Raw genomic sequence first — 20,927 nt, forward strand, 5'->3', positions numbered from 1 at the left:
CCAAGCAGCCGAAAGTGTCCCGATTGACATCATTCGAAAGAATTGGGACAATCCGATTTCACCCGCTGGAAGCATCATGACCGACCCGATCATTGCCGTCCTTGCCTTCGATGGCATCAGCCCCTTCCATCTCTCCGTGCCATGCCTGGTGTTCGGCGAAGACAGGACGGCGCTTGGGCTGCCGCGCTTCGAGTTCCGCATCTGCGCGGTCAAGGCCGGTCCGATCCACACCGAAGCGGGACTGACCGTTGCCGCACCGCATGGGCTCGAAGGGCTCGACGGCGCCGACATCGTCATCATCCCGAGCTGGCACCATCTCGGCGAGGCACCAGCGCCAGTGTTGATGGAGGCGCTACGCAGAGCGCACGAGAAAGGCGCATTGATTGTCGGCCTGTGTCTGGGGACCTTCGCCATTGCCGCGGCCGGGCTGCTGTCAGGCCGCCGTGCCGCGACGCACTGGGCCTATTCCGAGCGGCTGCAGAAACTCCACCCCGACATCGCGGTCGATGCCTCGGTGCTCTATGTTGACAATGGCGATGTCGTGACATCGGCCGGCGTCGCCGCCGGCCTCGACTGCTGTCTCCACATCGTGCGCGCCCGCTATGGTGCGGAAGCCGCTCTGCGGCTCGCCCGCCAGATCGTCCTTTCGCCGCATCGGCAGGGCGGGCAGGCACAGTTCATCGAGCACCCGGTGGCGAGGGGTGCGAACGCCGACCGGTTCACCCAGGCGCTTGACGCGGTTCGCGCCACACTTGGCGAGACGCACAGCCTGGACCGCGTCGCCGAAGCCGCCGGCCTGACCCGGCGCACCTTCACCCGCCGCTTTCAGAAATCGATCGGCACCAGTTTCGGCGAATGGCTGACCAGCCAGCGGATCGAACTGGCGCAACGGTTGCTGGAGGCAACGGAGAAATCGATGGACATGGTGGCCTTCGAGGCCGGCTTCGGCAGCGCCACCTCACTGCGCCAGCATTTTTCGGCACGGCTCAAGACATCCCCGGCGCAATACCGGCGCGAATTTTCCAGGCGGGCCGATCAGAAGGACGAACGCACAGCGCTTTCGTCCTGATCTGTTCAATCCCGCTTGACCGCCCGCGCCGGATTGCCGACCACGGTGGTGTTCGCAGCCACGTCGCGCGTCACCACGGCGCCCGCACCGACGACGGCGCCATCGCCGATGCTGATGCCGCCAAGGATGATCGCGCTGCCGCCGATCCAGGCATTGCTGCCGATCTCGACCGGCCTGGCGATCTCCAGCCCCGCTTGCCGCCCGGCGGCCTCCTTGTGATGCTCGGCGCAGTAGATCTGCACGTTGGGGCCGAGCAGCGTTCGCTTGCCGATGCGCACGCTTGCCGTGTCGAGGATGGTGCAGCCGGCATTGAGAAATACGCCATCGCCGAGAAAGATGTTGAAACCGTAGGCGCAGTGGAATGGCGCCTCGATGCGGGTACCCTCGCCCGCTTTGCCGAGCAGTGCCTTCAAGCCCGGCCCGAGGTTTCCACGCTGCCGTGGCGGCAGCGAATTGTGCTCGAAAACCGCGTCGCGCGCGCTGACGCGAAGTGCCTCCAGTTCGCCGTCGAGGCACGTATACCATTCGCCGGCCGCCATCTTTGCGCGTTCGCTTCCAGCCATGACGGTGTCTCCCTGTGACGCCCTTGCCAAAGCACACTTGCAATGAACGGGAAAGTGCCAGCGTCCCGCAACACCGGGCGCAACATCCATTCGGATTTTTCGAGGTCATGTGCTGGTCAAATGCCCGGCCTATGCTAGCCTGTTCTTGTAAGGCTGTCCTGGCCGGCGATGAGGGGATCGACCATGTTGTATATTCTTGCACTTCTGATCGGCGTCATTGCCGGCCTTCGTGCCATGACCGCGCCGGCTGCCGTCGCCTGGGGCGCCTATCTCGGCTGGCTGCCGGTCGCCAGCACCTGGGCCAGCTTCATGAGCCACTGGGCCGCTGTCGGCATCTTCACCATCCTTGCCATCGTCGAGCTGGTCACCGATCAGTTGCCGTCGACGCCGAGCCGGAAGGTGCCGCAGCAGTTCGGCGCCCGCATCATCATGGGCGCCTTCACCGGCGCCGTCATCGGCGCCACCGGTGGCGCCACCATCGGCGGCCTGATCGCCGGGGCCATCGGCGCTGTGATCGGCACGCTGGGCGGTGCTGAAGCACGCGGCCGGCTGGCGGCCGCCTTCGGCAAGGATCCGCCCGCCGCCTTCATCGAGGACGCGGTGGCGATCATCGGCGGCCTGCTGATCGTAGCGGCGGTGGCATGACGGCCAAGACTTTCGACGCCATCATCATCGGCGCCGGACAGGCCGGCCCTTCCCTGGCCGGCCGGCTGAACGCTGCCGGCATGAGCGTGGCGCTGATCGAGCGCAAGCTGGTCGGCGGCACCTGCGTCAACACCGGCTGCATGCCGACCAAGACCATGGTCGCCAGCGCCTATGCCGCGCATCTGGCGCGACGCGCCGCCGACTATGGCGTGACGCTCAGCGGCCCCGTTGGCGTCGACTACAAGGCGATCAAGGCGCGCAAGGACAAGGTGTCCAACGACGCCCGAACCGGGCTCGAAACCTGGATCGCCGGCATGGACAAATGCACGCTCTATCGCGGCCATGCCCGGTTCGAATCCGCCAACACGGTGCGCGTCGGCGACGACCTTCTGACCGCCGAAAAAATCTTCCTCAACACCGGCGGCCGCGCCTCGGTGCCGGACCTGCCCGGCATCAACGACATCGACTACCTGACCAACTCCTCGATGATGGATCTCGACGTGCTGCCGCGCCATCTCATCGTCGTCGGCGGCAGCTATATCTCGCTCGAATTCGCGCAGATGTTTCGCCGCTTCGGCGCCGAAGTCACCGTCATCGAAAAGAGCCCGCGCCTGACCGGCCGCGAGGACGAGGACGTCTCGGCCGCCATACTGTCGATCCTCGAAAACGAAGGCATCGCGGTTCATGTCGGTGCCGACGACATCGGCTTTGCCAGACAGGGCAAGGACATTGCGGTGACCTTTGCCGCAGGCAAGCCGCCTGCGGTCGGCTCGCATGTGCTGCTGGCTCTGGGGCGCACACCCAACACCGACGATCTCGGCCTCGACAAGGCCGGCGTCGAGGTCGACAAGCGCGGCTTCGTCACCGTCGACGACCAGCTGCGCACCAGCGTGCCCGGCATCTGGGCGATGGGCGACTGCAACGGCAAGGGCGCCTTCACCCACACCTCCTACAACGACTATGAGATCGTCGCCGCCAACCTGCTCGACAACGATCCGCGCAAGGTCAGCGACCGCATCGAAGCCTATGCGCTCTACATCGACCCGCCGCTCGGCCGCTGCGGCATGACCGAGGCCGCGGTGAAGAAATCCGGCCGCCGGGCGCTGGTCGGCCATCGGCCGATGACCCGCGTCGGCCGTGCCGTCGAAAAGGGCGAGACGCAAGGCTTCATGAAGATCCTGGTCGACGCCGACACCAGGGAAATCCTCGGCTGCTCGGTGCTGGGACCGGGTGGCGACGAGGCGGTGCATTGCGTGCTCGACCTGATGTACGCCAAGGCACCCGTCGACACGCTCGCGCGTGCCGTTCATATCCACCCGAATGTCTCGGAGCTGCTGCCCACCATTGCCCAGGAACTGAAGCCGCTGGCCTGACGTACCGCCCATTAAGCTCTAGACTTTATGCATTGCTGCATTGCAGCAATGCATATTGCGCATGGCAAGAGTCTACGCGCATTCTCGGATTGAACCGATTCAGTCTGGACGCCCCATGCCCCTGCCGATCCTTGCGCTCGCCATTGCGTCCTTCTGCATCGGCACCACCGAATTCGTCATCATGGGCCTGTTGCCGGAGGTCGCCGCCGACCTCGGCGTGTCCATCCCTTCGGCGGGCCTGCTGGTCACCGGCTATGCGCTGGGCGTCGTCTTCGGCGCGCCGATCGTCGCGATGGCGACCGCGCATTTGCCGCGCAAGCCGGTGCTGGTTGGCCTGGCCACGCTGTTCGTCGTCGGCAATCTGTTCTGCGCCATCGCGCCCAACTACTGGATGCTGATGGCCGCGCGCGTCTTCACCGCCTTTGGCCACGGCGCCTTCTTCGGCATCGGCTCGGTCGTCGCCGCCAGCCTGGTGCCGCGCAACAAGCGGGCCAGCGCCATCGCGCTGATGTTCGCCGGGCTGACGCTGGCCAACATCCTTGGCGTGCCCGCCGGCACCGCCCTTGGCGAAGCCTTCGGCTGGCGTGCCACCTTTTTGGCCGTCGTCGGCATCGGCCTGATCTCGGTCGCTTGCATCGCCTGGCTGGTGCCATCCGATGTCGCTGAACCGAGTGGTGGCGGCCTGCGCGGCGAACTGCGCGTGCTGGGCAAGCTGCAGGTCTGGCTGGCGATGCTGATCGCGGCGCTGACCTCCGCCAGCCTGTTCACGGTCTTCACCTACATCAAGCCCTATCTGACCGACGTCTCCGGCTTGTCCACCTCGGCGGTCACCTGGGTGCTGTTGCTGTTCGGTGCCGGCATGACCATCGGCAACATCATCGGTGGCAGGCTCGCCGACTGGAAATTGATGCCGACGGTCATCGGCACACTGCTGCTGATGGCGCTGCTGCTGCTTGGCTTCATGCAGTTCGGCGCCATAGCCAGCGTCGCCATCGGCATCGTCTTCCTGTGGGGCCTGCTCATCTTCGTTGTCGTGCCGCCACTGCAGATCCGCGTCGTCGAGGCAGCTTCCGAAGGACCGAACCTTGCCGCCACGCTGAACCAGGGCGCCTTCAATGTCGGCAATGCCAGCGGCGCCTGGATCGGCGGCGTGGCACTTTCCGCGGGCGTTTCCTATGCCAACCTGCCGCTGGTCGGCGCCGCGCTCGCCCTGCTGGCGGTCACCGTAGCGGTGCTGTCGCAGGCGTTGGATCGGCGCACACCTGTCCCTCTGCAGGCGCCGGCAGAATAACCGCTTGCGCCCATAGCGCGGCAGGCTGGACCAATCGACATCGGCACCTTCAAATGGGCATGTCTTGTCGCTCTTGATGGAGGAAAATCATGCAGAAATCGATCGAGCGCATCGCCGGCGAAAGCGAAGGTGTTTCCTACGAATTTCCGCTGTTCCGATTTGCCGGAACCGACAAGGCCGCTCCGTCGGCCTATCTGCAGGCGGCGCTCCACGCCGGCGAGTTGCCGGGCGTCGTCGCCATCGACGCGCTGATGCCGATGCTGGCCAAGGCCGAGGCCGAAGGCCGCATCAAGGGCGACATCACGATCGTGCCCTGGGCCAACCCGATCGGCCGTGCGCAATATCATTTCGGCGAACATCAGGGCCGCTTCCATCTGGGCACCCGCACCAACTTCAATCGCGGCTTTCCGCTGCTTGCCGCGCCCGACGCAGCACTCTTGTCAGACACCACCCTTGGCTCAGTCGACCAGCGGCTGAAGACCCGGCTGGTGCAGCTGTCGCTCGGCCACGACATCGTGCTCGACCTGCACTGCGACGACGAGGGCCTCGCCTATCTCTATGTCCATGCCAGCCTGTGGCCGGCAATGGCCGATTGCGCCGCCGCCATGGGCGTCGATGCGGTGATGCTGTGGAGCGAAGACACCGACGGCACGTTCGAGGGCGCCTCGATCATGCCCTACCAGAACGTCCCCGATGACGTGGCGAAACTCGACCGCCGCGTCGCCACGACCGTCGAATACCGCGGCATCCTCGATGTCGACAGCGACTTGGCCGCCTCCGATGCCGAAGGCCTCTACCGGCTGCTGGTGGCGCGCGGCGTGATCGCCGATACCGCCCTGCCCGCGCCCGGTCCCTTCACCGGGGTGGTGGCCCCGTTGGAAAACATCGACATGATGCCGGCGCCCCGGGCGGGCGCCGTGCTCTACGACGTGAAGCCTGGCGACCGCGTCGCCAAGGGCGCGCGCCTCGCCACCATTGTCTACGCCCCAGGCGAAGCCGGCGGCCGCACCGAAGTCTTCGCGCCGCAGGACGGCATCATCCTGACCCGCCGCTCGCGCCGCATCATCCGCGCCGGTGAGGACCTCTTGAAGCTGGTCGGCGACAGCAAGAGCGCCGACGCCAGATCAGGCACGCTTGAGGACTGAACTAACCCGAGCACCGGAAGCGCAGGAACCCGCCATTTGCTAGGCCGGCATCACCTGAATATCAGCATGCCCTAGCCTGAAATAGCCAGCCGCGCCTTGGCCTCCAGCCATTCGGCCATCTGCCGGTATGGCACCGGGCCGTGGCTGATGCGGGCAACGCCGAGTTCTGCCAGCCGCTGTCGCGGCGGCACATGCGCCAGCGCAATGATGTTGACCGGCAGCGCAATTGCCTTGCACAGCGCCTCGATCAACCCTTCATCGCCAAGGCCCGGCGCAAAGAAACCGTTCGCCCCGGCCCTTTCGAAGGCATGCGCCCGCTCGATCGCCTGGTCGAGCAGCGCCTTGTCGTGCGTATCCGGCTTTGCCTTGAGGAAGATGTCGGTTCGGGCGTTGAGGAAGGCCGGGATGCCCGAGGCCTTGACCGCCGCCGCCGCCGCTTCGATCCGCTTCACCTGTACGGCGATGTCGTGCAGGCCCGTGCCGCCGACAATCTGATCCTCGAAATTGAAGCCGATGGCGCCGGCCTGTATGGCATGCGTCACGGTGCGGGCGACGGTTTCCGGATCGACGCCATAGCCACCCTCGAGATCCATGGTCACCGGCAGATCGACGGCGGCAACGATGCGCCTGATGTTGTCGAGCGCCAGCTCCAGCGGGATTTTCTCGCCATCGGCGTATCCAAAGGCTGCAGCCACCGGCCAGCTCCCCGTGGCGATCGCCTTGGCCCCTGCTTTCTCGACGATCTTGGCCGAGCCCGGATCCCAGGCATTGTAGAGAACGATCGGATTTCCCTTGACGTGGAGGGAATGGAACGTCCGTGCGCGGTCGATCTGCTCGGTCATTGGTGTTTTTCCCATGTTTCTGCTGTTGGACATCCAGACTAAGCAGGACCGCCGGCTCTGGCGATGTGCCATGAGCCGCAGAAGCGGCGGCCACCGGACAGATTTTCAAACCTGTTGCGCATCCTGTTTTTCGCAGCTATGGATTTCGCCATGAACATGCGTTCGACCAAGACCATTTGGTGGTGGGCCTGCTGACAGCGGCCTGTTCGAACGCGCGCGCGTGAAAATAGAGGGTGGCCGCAGCGGAATGTCCGGGCGGCCATTTGTTTTTTCAAGCCATTCCCGGGTCCGTTGCCCCAAGAAGCTGATGGAGACGGCAATGACGATGAAGGTTCTGGAAAACGGAGCGGAGAGTTTCGTGACGGGGGGTGGTATCACCATCACCCGCGAACGCCACGACCGGCCCTATGCGGGCGCCATCGACGCTTATGTCGACGGGCTGAACGCGCGCCGGGGCGCCGTGTTTTCCTCGAATTACGAATATCCCGGCCGCTACACGCGCTGGGACACCGCCATCATCGATCCGCCGCTGGTGATCTCGGCGCATGGCCGCGCCATGCGCATCGAAGCGCTGAATGGCCGTGGCGAGGCGCTGTTGCCGGTCATCGGCAAAGCGCTCGACAGCCTGGCCGATGTCACCATCGCCGAGAACTCGAAGAAACTGATCCGCCTCGACGTCGCCAAGCCCGGCCGTGTCTTCACCGAGGAGGAGCGCAGCCGCGTCCCCTCTGTCTTCACCGTGCTGCGCGCCATCACCGCTCTGTTCAAGACCGAGGAAGACGCCAATCTCGGCCTCTACGGCGCCTTCGGCTACGACCTCGCCTTTCAGTTCGACCCGGTCGACTACACGCTCGAGCGCAAGCCAAGCCAGCGTGATCTCGTGCTGTTCCTGCCCGACGAGATCCTCGTCGTCGACCACTATTCGGCCAAGGCCTGGACCGACCGCTACGACTATGCCGGCGAGGGTTTCTCGACCGAAGGCCTGCCGCGCGACGAAATCGCCGAGCCGTTCAAGAGCCCCGACCGCATCCCGCCGCGCGGCGACCACGAGCCCGGCGAATACGCCAATCTGGTTCGCAAGGCTATGGATTCGTTCAAGCGTGGCGACCTGTTCGAGGTCGTGCCCGGCCAGATGTTCTATGAGCGCTGCGAAACGCAGCCGTCCGAGATTTCGCGCAAGCTGAAGTCGATCAACCCCTCCCCCTATTCCTTCTTCATCAATCTCGGCGAAGGCGAATATCTGATCGGCGCCTCGCCGGAAATGTTCGTTCGCGTCAACGGCCGCCGCGTCGAGACCTGCCCGATCTCCGGCACCATCAAGCGCGGCGACGATGCCATTTCGGACTCAGAGCAGATCCTGAAGCTGCTCAATTCGAAGAAGGACGAATCCGAGCTCACCATGTGCTCGGACGTCGACCGCAACGACAAGTCGCGGGTCTGCGAGCCGGGCTCGGTGCGCGTCATCGGCCGCCGCCAGATCGAGATGTATTCGCGCCTGATCCACACCGTCGATCACATCGAAGGCCGGCTGCGCGAGGGCATGGATGCCTTCGACGCCTTCCTGTCGCATGCCTGGGCGGTTACCGTCACCGGCGCGCCGAAACTGTGGGCCATGCGCTTCATCGAGCAGAACGAAAAGAGCCCGCGCGCCTGGTATGGCGGCGCGATCGGCATGGTCAATTTCAACGGCGACATGAACACCGGCCTCACCCTGCGCACCATTCGCATCAAGGACGGCATTGCCGAAGTGCGCGCCGGCGCCACATTGCTCTTCGACAGCATTCCCGAGGAAGAAGAAGCCGAAACCGAACTGAAGGCATCCGCCATGCTCTCCGCCATCCGCGACGCCAAGACGGCCAATTCCGCCAGCACAGAGCGCACCACCGCCCGCGTCGGCGACGGCGTCAATATCCTGCTCGTCGACCACGAGGACAGTTTCGTCCACACGCTGGCCAATTATTTCCGCCAGACCGGCGCCAACGTCTCGACCGTGCGCACGCCGGTGCCTGAGGAGGTCTTCGACCGGCTGAAGCCCGACCTTGTCGTGCTGTCGCCCGGCCCCGGCACGCCGAAGGATTTTGATTGCGCCGCCACCATCAAAAAGGCCCGCGCCCGTGACCTGCCGATCTTCGGCGTCTGCCTTGGCCTGCAGGCACTGGCCGAAGCCTATGGCGGCGAACTGCGGCAACTGCATGTGCCGATGCATGGCAAGCCGTCGCGCATCCGCGTCTCGAAGCCGGGCATCATCTTCTCCGGCCTGCCCAAGGAAGTCACTGTCGGCCGCTATCACTCGATCTTTGCCGATCCGGTGCGGCTGCCCGATGATTTCATCGTCACCGCCGAGACCGAGGACGGCGTCATTATGGCCTTCGAGCACCGCAAGGAGCCGATCGCCGCGGTGCAGTTCCACCCGGAATCGATCATGACGCTCGGCCACAATGCCGGCATGCGCATCATCGAGAACATCGTCGCCCACCTGCCGCGCAAGGCCAAGGAAAAGGCCGCCTGACGACCATGGCCGAAACCGGGAACACGATGGCGATCGCGGCCAAGGCCGCGGCGAAGCGCAAGGTCGCCAACCTTGCCTTCTGGTCGATCATCATTGCCGCCATCGTGCTCGGCCTGAAGCTCGTCGCCTGGTACATCACCGGCTCGGTGGCGCTCTATTCGGATGCGCTGGAATCGATCGTCAACGTCATTGCCTCGATCGCCGCCTTCTGGGCGATCCAGGTCAGCTACAAGCCGGCCGACCAGGACCATCCCTTCGGCCACCACAAGGCGGAGTATTTCTCGGCCGTCCTCGAAGGCGTGCTGATCGTGCTCGCGGCGCTGCTGATCCTCAACGAGGTCTGGCGCTCCTGGCAAACGCCGGCGCCGCTTGAACAGCCTTGGGAAGGTCTTGCCGTCAACGGCGTCGCCACGGTCATCAATGCCTTCTGGGCGTGGACGCTGATCCGCGCCGGCAGGGCCGAGAAATCGCCGGCGCTGGTTGCCGACGGCAAACACATCATGACCGACGTGGTGACTTCGATCGGTGTGTTCGGCGGCCTGGTCGGGGCGATCCTGACCGGCTGGCAGATCCTCGACCCGGCGCTTGCCGTCCTCGTGGCGCTCAACATCCTGTGGCAGGGCTGGCATGTCATCGGCTCGTCGATGAACGGCCTGATGGACCGCGCTGTCGACACGGCAGAGCACATGCACATCCGCGACGTCATCTCGGCCAATTGCAAGGGCGCGCTCGAGGTGCATGACCTCAAGACGCGCATCGCCGGCCGCGCCACCTTCATCGAGTTCCATCTGGTCGTCGATGCCGACATGTCGGTCGGCGCCAGCCATGTCATCTGCGACCGCATCGAGGACGCGCTGAAGGCGGAAATCCCCTCGGTGCGCGTCACCATCCATGTCGAGCCCGACGACGAAGCCAAACTGCCGAAAGGCACGACGGCCGTGCCGTTCGCCTGAGGTCAGCTCACGGCGCGCAGGCCGATTGCGGCATCGGTTGCAGCCGGTAGACCTTGTCGTCGGACTTCGTCTTGCCGTCGGCGGCCTTCGAGCACAGATCGACGATCGCGACGCTGCTGTTGGGATTGGCCAGCATCATCGTGCCGTTGGCGCCGCGCTTGAGGAAAATCTCCTTCTGCGCGATGTCACAGGAAAAATCGCTCATCTTCGAGCTCGCCGCGCAACGCCACTGGTCGGCCTCGCCCTGGCAGGAATAGGTCTGCGTGACCTTGGCCGATTTCTGCCGCGTGGTGACGGTGACGGCAATGTCGGCGCCATCCGGCCATTTGGCTGCGTCGCCTCCTGAAGCAAAAGACGCCAGTTCCACCGAGCCGCGGAAAACCCGGATCGACTGCGTCAACTGGTCGGGATGGGAAGCCAGATGCGCTGCATCGTAGTCGCGCCCATAGCAGAAGGCCTGGTCCGGCTTCAGCCGTTCGCGCAGCGGGAGCCCGAGCGCCGGATCGATCGGATCGATGCGCGCGAATTCCGCCTTGCAGGTCGCTGCCGGCATCGGGTCGAGGCGGAAATTGTCATCCTCCTTGCCCAGCGCCTGCCTGTCATATTCCGCCGCGCCGAGTTCCTCTTCCGATCCGGCATCGAGATAGAGATCTGGCTGTACGTCGGTGAGGATCAGGCGTCCTTTGTCATCGACTTTCAGTGACGCCAGGGTGCGGTCGCAGTCCATGCCGCAATGGATCGGGCCTGTCTTGCCGTCCTCCGACTCGTGGTTGCACCACCCGCCGGCCCATTCCGGCGCCTTGACGCCGCGCACGGTGGTGGCGACGAAGGAATTGTAGGATGAGTCGGAGTTCGCGGCCGGCTCCTCATTCGGCCGGCTGACAGGATCATGGCCATAGTAGAAAAAAATCCGCGCCACCTTCTGCTTCGGATGCGCCTTGAGGTGCGCGGCGTCATAGACGCGGCCGAAACAGGCGTCGGCGCCGTTGGGGCTGAGTTCGGTGAGCTTGGGCGCATCGTCGGCGAAGGCCGACCCGGCAAGCAGACCGAGCAACGCAACACCCCAGGCGCCGCGCGCCAATACCTTGCCTAACGCCATGTGACCCTCCTCCGCATCGACAGGACGCAACGTCAATTTATGCTAGTATTGCGGCCGGAGCCACGCATTTTGCCGTGAGCCGCCAAGCGGAGGAGGATGCGATGCGCCGGCGCGATATGTTCCGTGCGGCTCTTGCCGGAACCGGAACGCTTTTTGGCCTGCGGGTGGTGCAGGCAGCGGCGACGGAGCCCGCCAGGCTGAAGGTCGCCTACCATCTCAGCGATCTCGACAAGGTCAATTTCGTCCTCGGCAACATCAAGAACCACTATGACGGCACCGGCGGCAATATCGACATCGTGCTGGTCGTGCATGGTCCAGCCCTTGCCGCCTTCAAGTCGAAAGGCATATCGGCCGCGATTTCCGGCCGCTTCGCCAGCCTCGTGCAGCAGGGGCTCAACCCGCATGCCTGCGCCAACACCATGCAAGGCATGGATATTTCGCTGACCGACCTGCTCGACGGTTTCCATGCCGCCGACAAGGGTGGCGTCGTCAAACTCGCCGAACTGCAAGGCCAGGGCTACGCCTATCTGCGCCCGTAAGGCTTGAACATCCGGGTGGCAACGGCTTACGAAGGACGGGCGGACATCCGGAGGAACAGCAGTGCCAGCCACCACCACACTCAACATTCCCGATCTCGCCGGCAGGGCGGTGCTGGTCACCGGTGCATCGACCGGCATCGGGGCGGCCCTGGCATCGGCCTACGCCGCGCAGAAATGCAAGGTGGCGCTGCACTACAATTCGAGCCGCGACGCCGCCGAGAAGCTGGCCAAGACCATTGCCGACGCAGGTGGCGAGGTGTTCCTCGTCCAGGGCGATTTCTCCGTTCCCGCCGATGTCGAACGCGTCGTCGAGGACAGCGCGCAGCATTTCGGCCGTCTCGATGGGCTGGTCAACAATGCCGGCGGCATGCTTGGCCGCGTGCCCTATGCCGAGCAGACCGAGGCGCATTACGACGCGGTGATGGACCTCAATGCGCGTTCGGTGCTGACCGCCTCGCGCAAGGCGATCCCGTGGCTCAAGAAACAGGGCGGCTTCATCGTCAACACCTCGTCGATCGCCGCGCGCAACGGCGCTGGCGGCGGCGCTGGCCTCTACGGTTCGGCCAAGGCCTTCGTCTCCAACGTGACCCGCGGCATGGCCAAGGAACTGATCGGCTTCGGCATCCGCGTCAACGCGGTGGCGCCGGGCACAATCCTGACGCCGTTCCACGAGCGCTATTCGACCGACGAGCAGATGAAGGGCATGGTCGCCACCATTCCACAAGGACGTGCCGGCACCGCGCAGGATTGCGTCGGCGCCTATCTGTTCCTCTCTTCCGATCTCCTGAGCGGCTACATCACCGGCCAGGTGATCGAGGTGAATGGCGGCCAGTTGATGCCTTGAGCGGCTATCTGCATACTGGCGATCTGCATACTCTTGTCGAAGACTTCAAAGGGAGACAAAGGAATGTACGGACTGATCGGCAAGATGCGGGCGTCGCGCGGCCAGCGCGACGCGGTCATGGACGTCCTGCGCGCCAGCACCGGCGCCCTGCCGGGTTGCCTGAGCTATATCATCGCGCGCGATCCCGCGGATGCCGATGCGATCTGGGTCACCGAAGTGTGGACCGACGCCGAAAGCCACAAGGCCTCGCTGCAGCTTCCCGAAGTCCAGGCGGCGATCGCCAAGGCGCGGCCGTTCATCGCCGGCTTTGAATTCCAGGTCGAGACCCACCCTGTCGGCGGCTTCGGCCTGGCCGATGGCAAGACCGGCTGAGGCAGGCATCCTTTCTCGGCGCAGCGGGGTTCGCATCGCCCCGCTTCGGGTCTAAGAGCGAGCCATGGATTCCTCGGCCGAGCCGCCACCCCCGGATCTGCCCACCATCGAGCGCATGGCGCGGATGCGCCAGCTCTGGCAATGGCTGGCGATCCTTACCGTCTCCGCCCTGTTTGCCGGCGCGCTGGAACTCGCCGCCCTGCCCGCTGCGCTGCTGATCGGCCCGATGCTGGCGGCCATCGTCGCCGGCACCAATGGCGCCACGGTGCGCGTGCCGCGTCTTCTGTTCGGCGCCGCGCAGGCGATTGTCGGCTGCCTCGTCGCCAGTTCGATCTCGGCCGATATCTTTCCGGTCTTCTACCAGGAGTGGCCGCTGTTTCTCGGCGTCGTGGTGGCCACAGTGACGGCCTCCAGCCTGCTCGGCTGGCTGATCAGCCGCTGGCGCATCCTGCCCGGCACCACTGCCGTCTGGGGCTCGTCGCCGGGCGCCGCCACCGCCATGGTGCTGATGGCCGGTGCCTTCGGCGCCGATCAGCGCCTCGTCGCCTTCATGCAATATCTGCGTGTGATCTTCGTTTCGATGACGGCGGCCCTGGTGGCAAAGATGTGGGTCGACACGTCGGGCGTCGAAATCCCGCCCATCATCTGGTTTCCACCGATCGATCCACAAGCCTTCGCCGCCACGATCGGCATCGCGCTTGTCGGCGGCCTGCTGGGAAAGCTGCTCAGACTGCCCTCGCCGTTCTTCCTTGGCACCTTCATCTTCGGCACCGTCATCCATCTCGGCCTAGGCGTGGAGATGCAATTGCCGCAATGGCTGCTGGCGGTGAGCTACGCGATGGTCGGCTGGTCGATCGGCCTGAATTTCACCCGGCCGATCCTGCGCCATGCGACGCGCGCCTTGCCGCAGATCATTGCGTCGATCGTGGCGCTGATCGCTTTTTGCGGCGGCCTTGCCTTCATGATCAGCCATCTGCTCGGCATCGACCCGCTGACCGCCTATCTGGCGACCAGCCCCGGCGGCATGGACAGCATCGCCATCATCGCCGCCGCCGCCCAGAACGTCGACATCTCCTTCGTCATGGCGCTGCAATCGGCGCGCTTCCTGATCGTGCTGCTGATCGGCCCGAGCGTCGCGCGGCTGGTGGCCAGAAGCGTCCGGCAATAGGCAAAGCCGCCTCCCCTGAACCCACAACCCGACTGTCATCCACGACCCGGTTGGTCGAATCCCCGTCAGCGGTGCCGCTGTGCAAGAACCCAGCGACAGCCTGGGTAGCAGCGGCAAAAAATACTTGACTCACACACTCATATTTGAGAGCGCGGGAGCGCAATCCTGCATGAGACAGTGGAGACGAGTTGATGCGAACGCAGCCGACGACATGGCGCCTGGGGATATCATTGCTGGGTGGTGCGGCGATGCTCGCCCAACCTGGCGCAGCACTCGCCCAGGACAGCGAGACCGCCCCTGTCCTCGGCAAGATCGAGGTGACCGCGCAGAGCAACGAGATCCTGGTCCAGGATGGTTACGTCGCCAAGACGGATCGCATCGGCACCAAGACCGATACGCCGATTGCCAGGATTCCGCAGGCCATTTCGGTGGTGACGCAGAAGCAGATCGAGGATCAGAAGCCGCGCACGTTGAACGAAACGCTCGGCTACACGGCCAGCGCCAATCCCAACAGCTTCGGCTTCGACACCCGCTACGACGCGTTCTTCCTGCGCGGCTTTCAGGCCTTCTACAACGGCATGTTCCGCGACGGGCTGCGCCAGTACAACGGCCCCTCGGCCTGGTTCAAGACCGAGCCCTACGGAATCGAGGGGGTCACTATCCTCAAAGGCCCGGCATCGTCGCTATACGGCGTCAGCGGCCCGGGTGGCATCGTCAATGTCGTCACCAAGCGTCCCAAGGATGAGCCGTTCCGCGAAATCGAACTGCTCGCCGGCGAGCACAACCGGTTTCAGGCCGCGCTTGACGCTTCCGGACCGGTGACAGAGGACGGCAGCATTCTCTATCGCTTCACCAGCCTCGGCCGCAAAAGCGAGACCGAATTGCCTGCCTATCCAGACGACAAGATCTATCTGGCGCCGGCTGTCACCTTCAAGCCGGACGAGGATACGAAGCTGACAATCCTCGGCGAATATTCGAAATCGGTCACCGGCGGCACGGCGGCCTTCTACAATTCGAGCTATGGCGTGCTGTCCAATGTCTATGAGGGCGATCCCGCCTGGAACGATTTCACCCAGAGCCAGGGCCGTATCGGCTACGAGTTCGAGCACCGTTTCAACGATCTGCTGACGGTGCGGCAGAACCTGCGCTACAACGCCGTCGACAGCGACATCGAGTACAGCGGCCATTACTCGATCGGCGCCGACCAGCCGCTGCAGCGCTACTGGGGCCACTACACCGAGACGATGAAGAACTTCGTCGTCGACAACATGGCGCAGTTCGAGTTCGACACCGGCCCGGTCAAGCACACCGCTGTCGGCGGCATCGACTATGCCTGGTCGGACTATGATGCCGGCAGCGGTCTGTCCTATGTCTCGGTCGACGACATCAAGGCGGCAGCTGTTCCCCACTCCGGCGGACAGCAGATGAACCAGCTCGGTGTCTACCTGCACGACCAGATGGAGTTGAACGACTTCACCCTGTTCACCAGCGGCCGCTACGACTGGGTCGACACCACCTCCACCGCCGCCGACTTCAGCACATCCAGGCAGAAGGACAGCGCCTTTTCCGGCCGGGTCGGCCTGTCCTATCAGACCGAATGGGGCATCACGCCCTACATCAACTATTCGACCTCGTTCTCGCCGAACATCGGCTTCGTCTATGACGACGTCGCCAGCACCGTCGGCCGCGTCGCCCGACCGACCATCGCCACGCAGAAGGAGATCGGCGTCAAATACGAGATGTCAGACCACAATGCCATCGTCAGCGCTGCGCTGTTCGACATCGACCAGAAGGACGGCGTCGTCTTCGACGCCTCGACCGGCATCAACAAGCAGCGCCAGCTCGACCTGAATTCGCGCGGCGTCGAACTGGAAGCCAATGCCTCGCTCGACAACGGCTTCAGCTTCATCGCCTCCTACACCTATCTGCGCGTCAGGATCGAGCGCGGCGCCGAGGAAACCGCAGGCAAGGAGCTGTCGGCGACCCCAAATCATATCCTGTCGCTGTGGGGCCACTACCAGTTCGAGAACGGCACGCTGGAAGGACTGGGGCTCGGCGCGGGCGTCCGCGTCGCCGGCTCGAGCTATGGCGACGACACCAACACCTTCAAGAACGACGCGCGCGCCTTCGTCGACGCTTCGCTCTCCTACGATTTCGGCACCCGCAACCCGAAGCTCGAAGGCGTCAAGCTGCAGGTCAACGCCAAGAACCTGTTCGATATCAGGCAGACCATCTGCTCTGCCGGCTATTGCTACCGCGACGAGGGCCGCTCGCTGTTCGCCAGCCTGCGCTATCGCTTCTGAAGGAAGGCTGGAGCCGGTTTCCATCCCGATGGACTCGAGATGGGCTCTATCTTTTTGTTTGAGCCTGATTTTTACCGAAAACGGGACTCCCCTTTTCGGGATCGTGCTTTAGCTCGCCCTCGGATGGTGACAGGCGACGAAGTGGTTCTTGTCGACGAGCGAAAGCACGGGGCGTTCGTGGCGGCACACCGAAGTCGCCGCCACGCAGCGCGTATGGAAACGGCAGCCTGACGGCGGATCGAGCGGGCTCGGCAAATCGCCCTTGAGCATGATCCGCTGGGCCGGCCGGTTGTCGACGTCGGGAACCGGCACCGCCGAGCGGAGCGCCATTGTGTAGTGATGTCGCGGCGCCGAGAAGACGGCGTCGACCGGTCCGGTTTCGACGATCGAGCCCATATACATCACCGCCACCCGCGACGAGAACTGCCTGACCACCGAGAGGTCGTGGGCAATCAACACATAGGTCAGGTTGAACTCGTCGCGCAGATCGGAAAGCAGGTTGATGATCTGCGCCTGGATCGACACGTCCAGCGCCGATACCGGTTCGTCGGCAACGATCAACCGCGGCCGCAGCGCCAGGGCGCGCGCGATGCCGATGCGCTGGCGCTGTCCACCCGAGAATTCATGCGGAAAACGCTGGGCATGCTCGGGAAGCAGTTCGACGCGGACCAGCAGATCCTCGACGCGATCCGCCATTTCCGATCGCGACAGCCTTTCGTGCACGCGGAACGGATCCGCCAGGAGATCGCCGACGCGGCGGCGTGGGTTGAGCGAGGCGGCGGGATCCTGGAACACCATCTGCATCTGGCGGCGTATCGGCCGGAGCTGCCGTTGCGAGGCCCTGGTGATGTCCCGGCCCTCGAATTCCAGCGAGCCGGAGGTGATTTCGGTGAGCCGGACCAGGCAGCGTCCCAGCGTCGATTTTCCGCAGCCCGACTCGCCGACGATGCCAAGCGTCTCGCCCGGGAAGATGTCGAGCGAGATCTGCTCCACGGCATGGACGATCCGCCGTTGGAAGGGTGAGCGCCCCACCGGATAGTGTTTCGACAGATCGTTGGTCCGCACCAGCGGTTGGGGCCTGGTCTCGGTCATGCCGGCACGGCCCTGGCGGCAAGCGTCCGGCGCAGATCCTGACGGCTATCCTGCGGAAGAAAACAAGCCGAGCGGTGTCCTGCCACGCCGCCAAGCGAAGGCTGCTCGGCACAGGCCTCGTGCCGGAACGTGCAGCGTGGCCCGAAGGCGCAGCCCTGCGGCATCTGGCTCAGTTTCGGCGGACTGCCGGGGATGGCTGTCAGCCGCGCGGGACGCGGTCCGTGCATCGGCGGAATCGAACCGAACAGGCCCCATGCATAGGGGTGAAGCGGCTCGCGGAAAAGCTGGCCCTTACCGCCCTCCTCGACAACGCGCCCGGCATACATCACCAGCACGCGATCGGCGACTTCGGCGACCACGCCGAGGTCATGGGTGACCAGGATCACGGCGGATCCGAACTCATCGCGCAATCGAGCGATCAGCTCGAGGATCTGCGCCTGCACCGTCACGTCGAGCGCCGTCGTCGGCTCATCGGCGATCAGCAGTGCGGGATTGCACGACAGCGCCATGGCGATCACGGCGCGCTGGCGCATGCCGCCGGACAGCTGGTGCGGGTAGCGGTCGACGGCACTGTCGGGGCTCGGCAAACCAACCGCGTCGAGCAAGTCCACCGCCCGCTTGCGGGCAGCACTGCGCGACACCCTCTCATGCGCGCGGATCTGCTCGATGATCTGGTCGCCGATCGTATGAACCGGTGTCAGAGCCGTCATCGGATCCTGGAAGATCATCGCGATCTGCCGGCCGCGAATGGCGTCGAGCGCACGGCGCTTGAGCCCCAGCAACTCCTGGCCCAGAAAACGCACCGACCCGGTGACGATGGCATTAGGACTGCTGATCAGCCCCAGGATGGCAAGAAGGGTCTGGCTCTTGCCCGAGCCGCTTTCACCGACGACGCCGATGATTTCGCGCGGCGCGAGCGAAAACGAGACGCCGCTGACGGCAGGCACCACGCCACCCTCCGTGCGGAACGAGACGCAAAGGTTCTCGACGACCAGCAGCGGCCTGTCAGCGGGCGTCTTGTCAGTGGGCATCTCTAACCCTCGGATCGATGAAGACAAAGGCGACGTCGACGATGAAATTGGCCATGACCACGAAGAACGAGGCATAGATGACTGTCGCCAGGATCATCGGCAGATCGAGCGTCTGCAAGGCCCCATAGGTGAGCTTGCCGACCCCTTGCAGACCGAACACCACCTCCGTCAGCAAGGCGCCGCCGCCGACCAGGGCGCCGAAATCGAGTCCGAACATGGTGACGAAGGCGACAAGCGAGGTTCTCAGCCCATGATGCAGCAGCACCCGCCGCTCGCCGATGCCCTTGGCACGCGCGGTGCGGATGAAATCCTCCTGCATGGTCTCGATGATCGAGGCCCGCAGCACGCGGCCGTAAAGTCCGATGTAGAGCGTGGCGAGCGTGAACCAGGGAATGACCAGCGCCTTGAACCAGCCCCAGGGATCTTCCGTGAAAGGAATATAGCCGAGTGGCGGCACCCACGAGAACAGCCAGCTGTCATGCCAGCGGCTCTGCGTGACCAGATTGGCGACTTCGCCCAGCCAGAAGACCGGGATCGATACGCCGATCAGGCTGAGGATCATCAGCGTCCGGTCGAGCCACGTGCCGCGCGTCGCCCCGGCGACCACGCCGACGATCAACCCGCCGAGAACCCACAACACAGCAGCGCCGAACACCAGCGACAAGGTGATCGGGATCGCCTCGAGCACCGTGGGAACGACCTTCTGGCCGCGATTGACGAAGGAGGTCAGGTCACGGCTGATGAACAGCCGCTTCATCATCAGCGCGTATTGGACGGGCAGCGGCCGGTCGAGGCCGAAATCGTGCCGCACCTGGGCCAGCGTCTCCTGCGAGGCGTTGCGCCCGGCAATGCGCGCCGACGGGTCGGCGCCAGGGGTGGCGAAAAAGATCAGAAAGGCGACGACGCTGATGCCGAACATCACCAGCGCCATCTGACCGAGCCTGGAAACGAGCGCCGTCAGCATCAGGCGACCCTGATCGAGGATTTCGGGTCGAGTGCGTCGCGCACCCCGTCGCCCAATATGTTCAGCGCCAGTACTGAGATGACGATTGCCAGCCCCGGCGCCAGGGCCACGATCGGGCGCGAATAGAGAAGCCCCTGGCCGTCCTGGATGATGGTGCCCCAGCTGGCGTCGGGCGGCTGTACGCCTATGGACAGGAAGGACAGCGAGGATTCGGTCATCATGTTCAGCGCCAGGATGAGTGGCACGAAGACGATGACCCGGGTGATCACATTGGGCAGGATGTCATACAACAGGATGCGCCAGGGCGACGCGCCGATGCCGATCGCCGCCGTGACGAACTCGGCCTGCATCAGCGACAGGACATGGCCACGGATGGGCCTGGCGACATAGGGGACGTAGACGATGCCGATGATGAAGATCGGCAGCCAGAGACTGCCGGAGCGGATTTCGATCGGCCCGATGGTGATGCTCTGCGTGATCAGCACGATCGATAGCGAAATCGCCAGCAGGAAGATGGGGAACGCCCATAGCACGTCGAGAATGCGCGACAGCAAGGTATCGACCAGCCCGCCGAAGAAGCCGGAGACGACGCCGAGCACTGTCGCCAGGCCAAGGCATATCACCGCCGCGGCGCCGGCGATCAGCAGCGAATTGCGCCCGCCGTAGAGCAGGCGCGCGGCGACGTCGCGGCCCTGATTGTCGGCGCCCAGCATATAGGGCCCGAAATCCCAGGTCGCTCCGAGCGGTGTGAACCCCAGGCCAAGGCCTTCGGTCGAAGGCTCCAGCACCTGCCTGGTCTCGCCGTTTATGACGATCTCGCCATTGAGATTGGTGGCGAAAGGATCGGTCCGCGCCACATGGCGGGCGTAAAGGGGGGCTGCCAGGCAGGCAGCGGTGATCAGCACCAGCACACCGAACGCTATGATGGCGGCGCGATCGGTCTTGAGCTTGCGCCAAGCTGTGCGCCACGGCCCCTCGGCGCCCCGGCGGCTCCGAACCAGCGCTTGCCCGCCACTCGTATTGTCCATGATGGGTATGAATTTCAGATCGGCGGGAAAAGCAACCGCGGCGGAGGATTGCACATCGCTCCGCCGCGGATCGGATTGGGTCTGATCACTCAACCCC

Annotated in this window: 19 protein-coding genes; 12 read left to right on the top strand and 7 right to left on the bottom strand. The window is 64.5% G+C overall.

The window, feature by feature from the left end; genetic code table 11:
- Positions 1-76 precede the first annotated feature (76 nt).
- Positions 77-1,069 (top strand): GlxA family transcriptional regulator, encoded by a 993-nt coding sequence (locus tag ACFSOZ_RS24500; RefSeq protein ID WP_379102072.1) that lies wholly within the window; start codon positions 77-79, stop codon positions 1,067-1,069.
- A gap of 5 nt (positions 1,070-1,074) precedes the next feature.
- Here the strand turns inward: ACFSOZ_RS24500 and ACFSOZ_RS24505 are convergent, their stop codons facing one another.
- Positions 1,075-1,632 (bottom strand): sugar O-acetyltransferase, encoded by a 558-nt coding sequence (locus tag ACFSOZ_RS24505; protein ID WP_379102074.1) that lies wholly within the window; start codon positions 1,630-1,632, stop codon positions 1,075-1,077.
- Positions 1,633-1,815: 183 nt separating this feature from the next.
- On the opposite strand from ACFSOZ_RS24505, the gene ACFSOZ_RS24510 reads away from it, so the two are divergent.
- From ACFSOZ_RS24510 to ACFSOZ_RS24525, 4 genes are all read left to right on the top strand, one after another.
- Positions 1,816-2,277, top strand: a complete 462-nt coding sequence (locus ACFSOZ_RS24510) for a DUF4126 domain-containing protein (protein ID WP_379102076.1) — start codon at positions 1,816-1,818, stop codon at positions 2,275-2,277.
- Positions 2,274-3,650 carry an FAD-containing oxidoreductase gene (locus ACFSOZ_RS24515; RefSeq protein ID WP_379102079.1) on the top strand — a complete coding sequence of 459 codons (1,377 nt, stop codon included), beginning with the start codon at positions 2,274-2,276 and terminating at the stop codon, positions 3,648-3,650. Before ACFSOZ_RS24510 ends, ACFSOZ_RS24515 begins: the two co-directional genes overlap by 4 nt.
- Positions 3,651-3,765: 115 nt before the next feature.
- On the top strand, positions 3,766-4,941 hold the full coding sequence (locus ACFSOZ_RS24520; protein ID WP_379102082.1) for an MFS transporter: 1,176 nt from the start codon (positions 3,766-3,768) through the stop codon (positions 4,939-4,941).
- Between the two features lie 89 nt (positions 4,942-5,030).
- Positions 5,031-6,086: a succinylglutamate desuccinylase/aspartoacylase domain-containing protein gene (locus tag ACFSOZ_RS24525; RefSeq protein ID WP_379102084.1), complete on the top strand. Its 1,056-nt coding sequence runs from the start codon at positions 5,031-5,033 to the stop codon at positions 6,084-6,086.
- A 71-nt stretch (positions 6,087-6,157) separates the two neighbouring features.
- Here the strand turns inward: ACFSOZ_RS24525 and ACFSOZ_RS24530 are convergent, their stop codons facing one another.
- Positions 6,158-6,928, bottom strand: a complete 771-nt coding sequence (locus tag ACFSOZ_RS24530) for an isocitrate lyase/PEP mutase family protein (RefSeq protein ID WP_379102086.1) — start codon at positions 6,926-6,928, stop codon at positions 6,158-6,160.
- A 319-nt stretch (positions 6,929-7,247) separates the two neighbouring features.
- On the opposite strand from ACFSOZ_RS24530, the gene ACFSOZ_RS24535 reads away from it, so the two are divergent.
- Entirely contained in the window at positions 7,248-9,437 is a 2,190-nt protein-coding gene (locus ACFSOZ_RS24535; protein WP_379102089.1) for an anthranilate synthase, read from the top strand.
- A gap of 5 nt (positions 9,438-9,442) precedes the next feature.
- The gene (locus ACFSOZ_RS24540; RefSeq protein ID WP_379102091.1) at positions 9,443-10,390 is read left to right on the top strand and encodes a cation diffusion facilitator family transporter; all 948 of its coding nucleotides are present in this window, start codon (positions 9,443-9,445) and stop codon (positions 10,388-10,390) included.
- A 7-nt stretch (positions 10,391-10,397) separates the two neighbouring features.
- Here ACFSOZ_RS24540 and ACFSOZ_RS24545 read toward each other — a convergent pair whose 3' ends face one another.
- Positions 10,398-11,489, bottom strand: coding sequence for a hypothetical protein (locus tag ACFSOZ_RS24545; RefSeq protein WP_379102093.1), 1,092 nt, complete (start codon positions 11,487-11,489; stop codon positions 10,398-10,400).
- 101 nt (positions 11,490-11,590) lie between these two features.
- Here ACFSOZ_RS24545 and ACFSOZ_RS24550 point away from each other — a divergent pair, with 101 nt between their 5' ends.
- The 5 genes from ACFSOZ_RS24550 to ACFSOZ_RS24570 all read left to right on the top strand — a co-directional run bounded on the left by ACFSOZ_RS24550 (position 11,591) and on the right by ACFSOZ_RS24570 (position 16,715).
- Positions 11,591-12,028: a DsrE family protein gene (locus ACFSOZ_RS24550; protein ID WP_379102095.1), complete on the top strand. Its 438-nt coding sequence runs from the start codon at positions 11,591-11,593 to the stop codon at positions 12,026-12,028.
- 61 nt (positions 12,029-12,089) lie between these two features.
- A complete protein-coding gene (locus ACFSOZ_RS24555; protein WP_379102097.1) occupies positions 12,090-12,872 on the top strand; it encodes an SDR family NAD(P)-dependent oxidoreductase in 783 nt (260 codons plus the stop codon).
- Between the two features lie 63 nt (positions 12,873-12,935).
- A complete protein-coding gene (locus ACFSOZ_RS24560; protein ID WP_183462547.1) occupies positions 12,936-13,244 on the top strand; it encodes a putative quinol monooxygenase in 309 nt (102 codons plus the stop codon).
- A 64-nt stretch (positions 13,245-13,308) separates the two neighbouring features.
- Complete coding sequence (locus ACFSOZ_RS24565) at positions 13,309-14,412, top strand: AbrB family transcriptional regulator (protein ID WP_379102099.1); 1,104 nt, start codon at positions 13,309-13,311, stop codon at positions 14,410-14,412.
- Positions 14,413-14,603: 191 nt separating this feature from the next.
- Positions 14,604-16,715: a TonB-dependent siderophore receptor gene (locus ACFSOZ_RS24570; protein WP_379102101.1), complete on the top strand. Its 2,112-nt coding sequence runs from the start codon at positions 14,604-14,606 to the stop codon at positions 16,713-16,715.
- Between the two features lie 108 nt (positions 16,716-16,823).
- Here ACFSOZ_RS24570 and ACFSOZ_RS24575 read toward each other — a convergent pair whose 3' ends face one another.
- Genes ACFSOZ_RS24575 through ACFSOZ_RS24590 form a run of 4 tightly spaced genes read right to left on the bottom strand, consistent with a single transcriptional unit; the run spans position 16,824 to position 20,830 of the window.
- Complete coding sequence (locus ACFSOZ_RS24575; RefSeq protein ID WP_379102103.1) at positions 16,824-17,807, bottom strand: ABC transporter ATP-binding protein; 984 nt, start codon at positions 17,805-17,807, stop codon at positions 16,824-16,826.
- The gene (locus tag ACFSOZ_RS24580) at positions 17,804-18,838 is read right to left on the bottom strand and encodes an ABC transporter ATP-binding protein (RefSeq protein ID WP_379102105.1); all 1,035 of its coding nucleotides are present in this window, start codon (positions 18,836-18,838) and stop codon (positions 17,804-17,806) included. The genes ACFSOZ_RS24575 and ACFSOZ_RS24580 overlap by 4 nt, the downstream gene beginning before the upstream one ends.
- The gene (locus ACFSOZ_RS24585; protein WP_379102107.1) at positions 18,828-19,802 is read right to left on the bottom strand and encodes an ABC transporter permease; all 975 of its coding nucleotides are present in this window, start codon (positions 19,800-19,802) and stop codon (positions 18,828-18,830) included. The genes ACFSOZ_RS24580 and ACFSOZ_RS24585 overlap by 11 nt, the downstream gene beginning before the upstream one ends.
- On the bottom strand, positions 19,802-20,830 hold the full coding sequence (locus ACFSOZ_RS24590) for an ABC transporter permease (protein ID WP_379102109.1): 1,029 nt from the start codon (positions 20,828-20,830) through the stop codon (positions 19,802-19,804). The genes ACFSOZ_RS24585 and ACFSOZ_RS24590 overlap by 1 nt, the downstream gene beginning before the upstream one ends.
- Positions 20,831-20,927: the final 97 nt, after the last annotated feature.

This window comes from Mesorhizobium newzealandense (genome assembly GCF_042682145.1).
GTDB classification, from domain to species: Bacteria; Pseudomonadota; Alphaproteobacteria; order Rhizobiales; family Rhizobiaceae; genus Mesorhizobium; species Mesorhizobium newzealandense.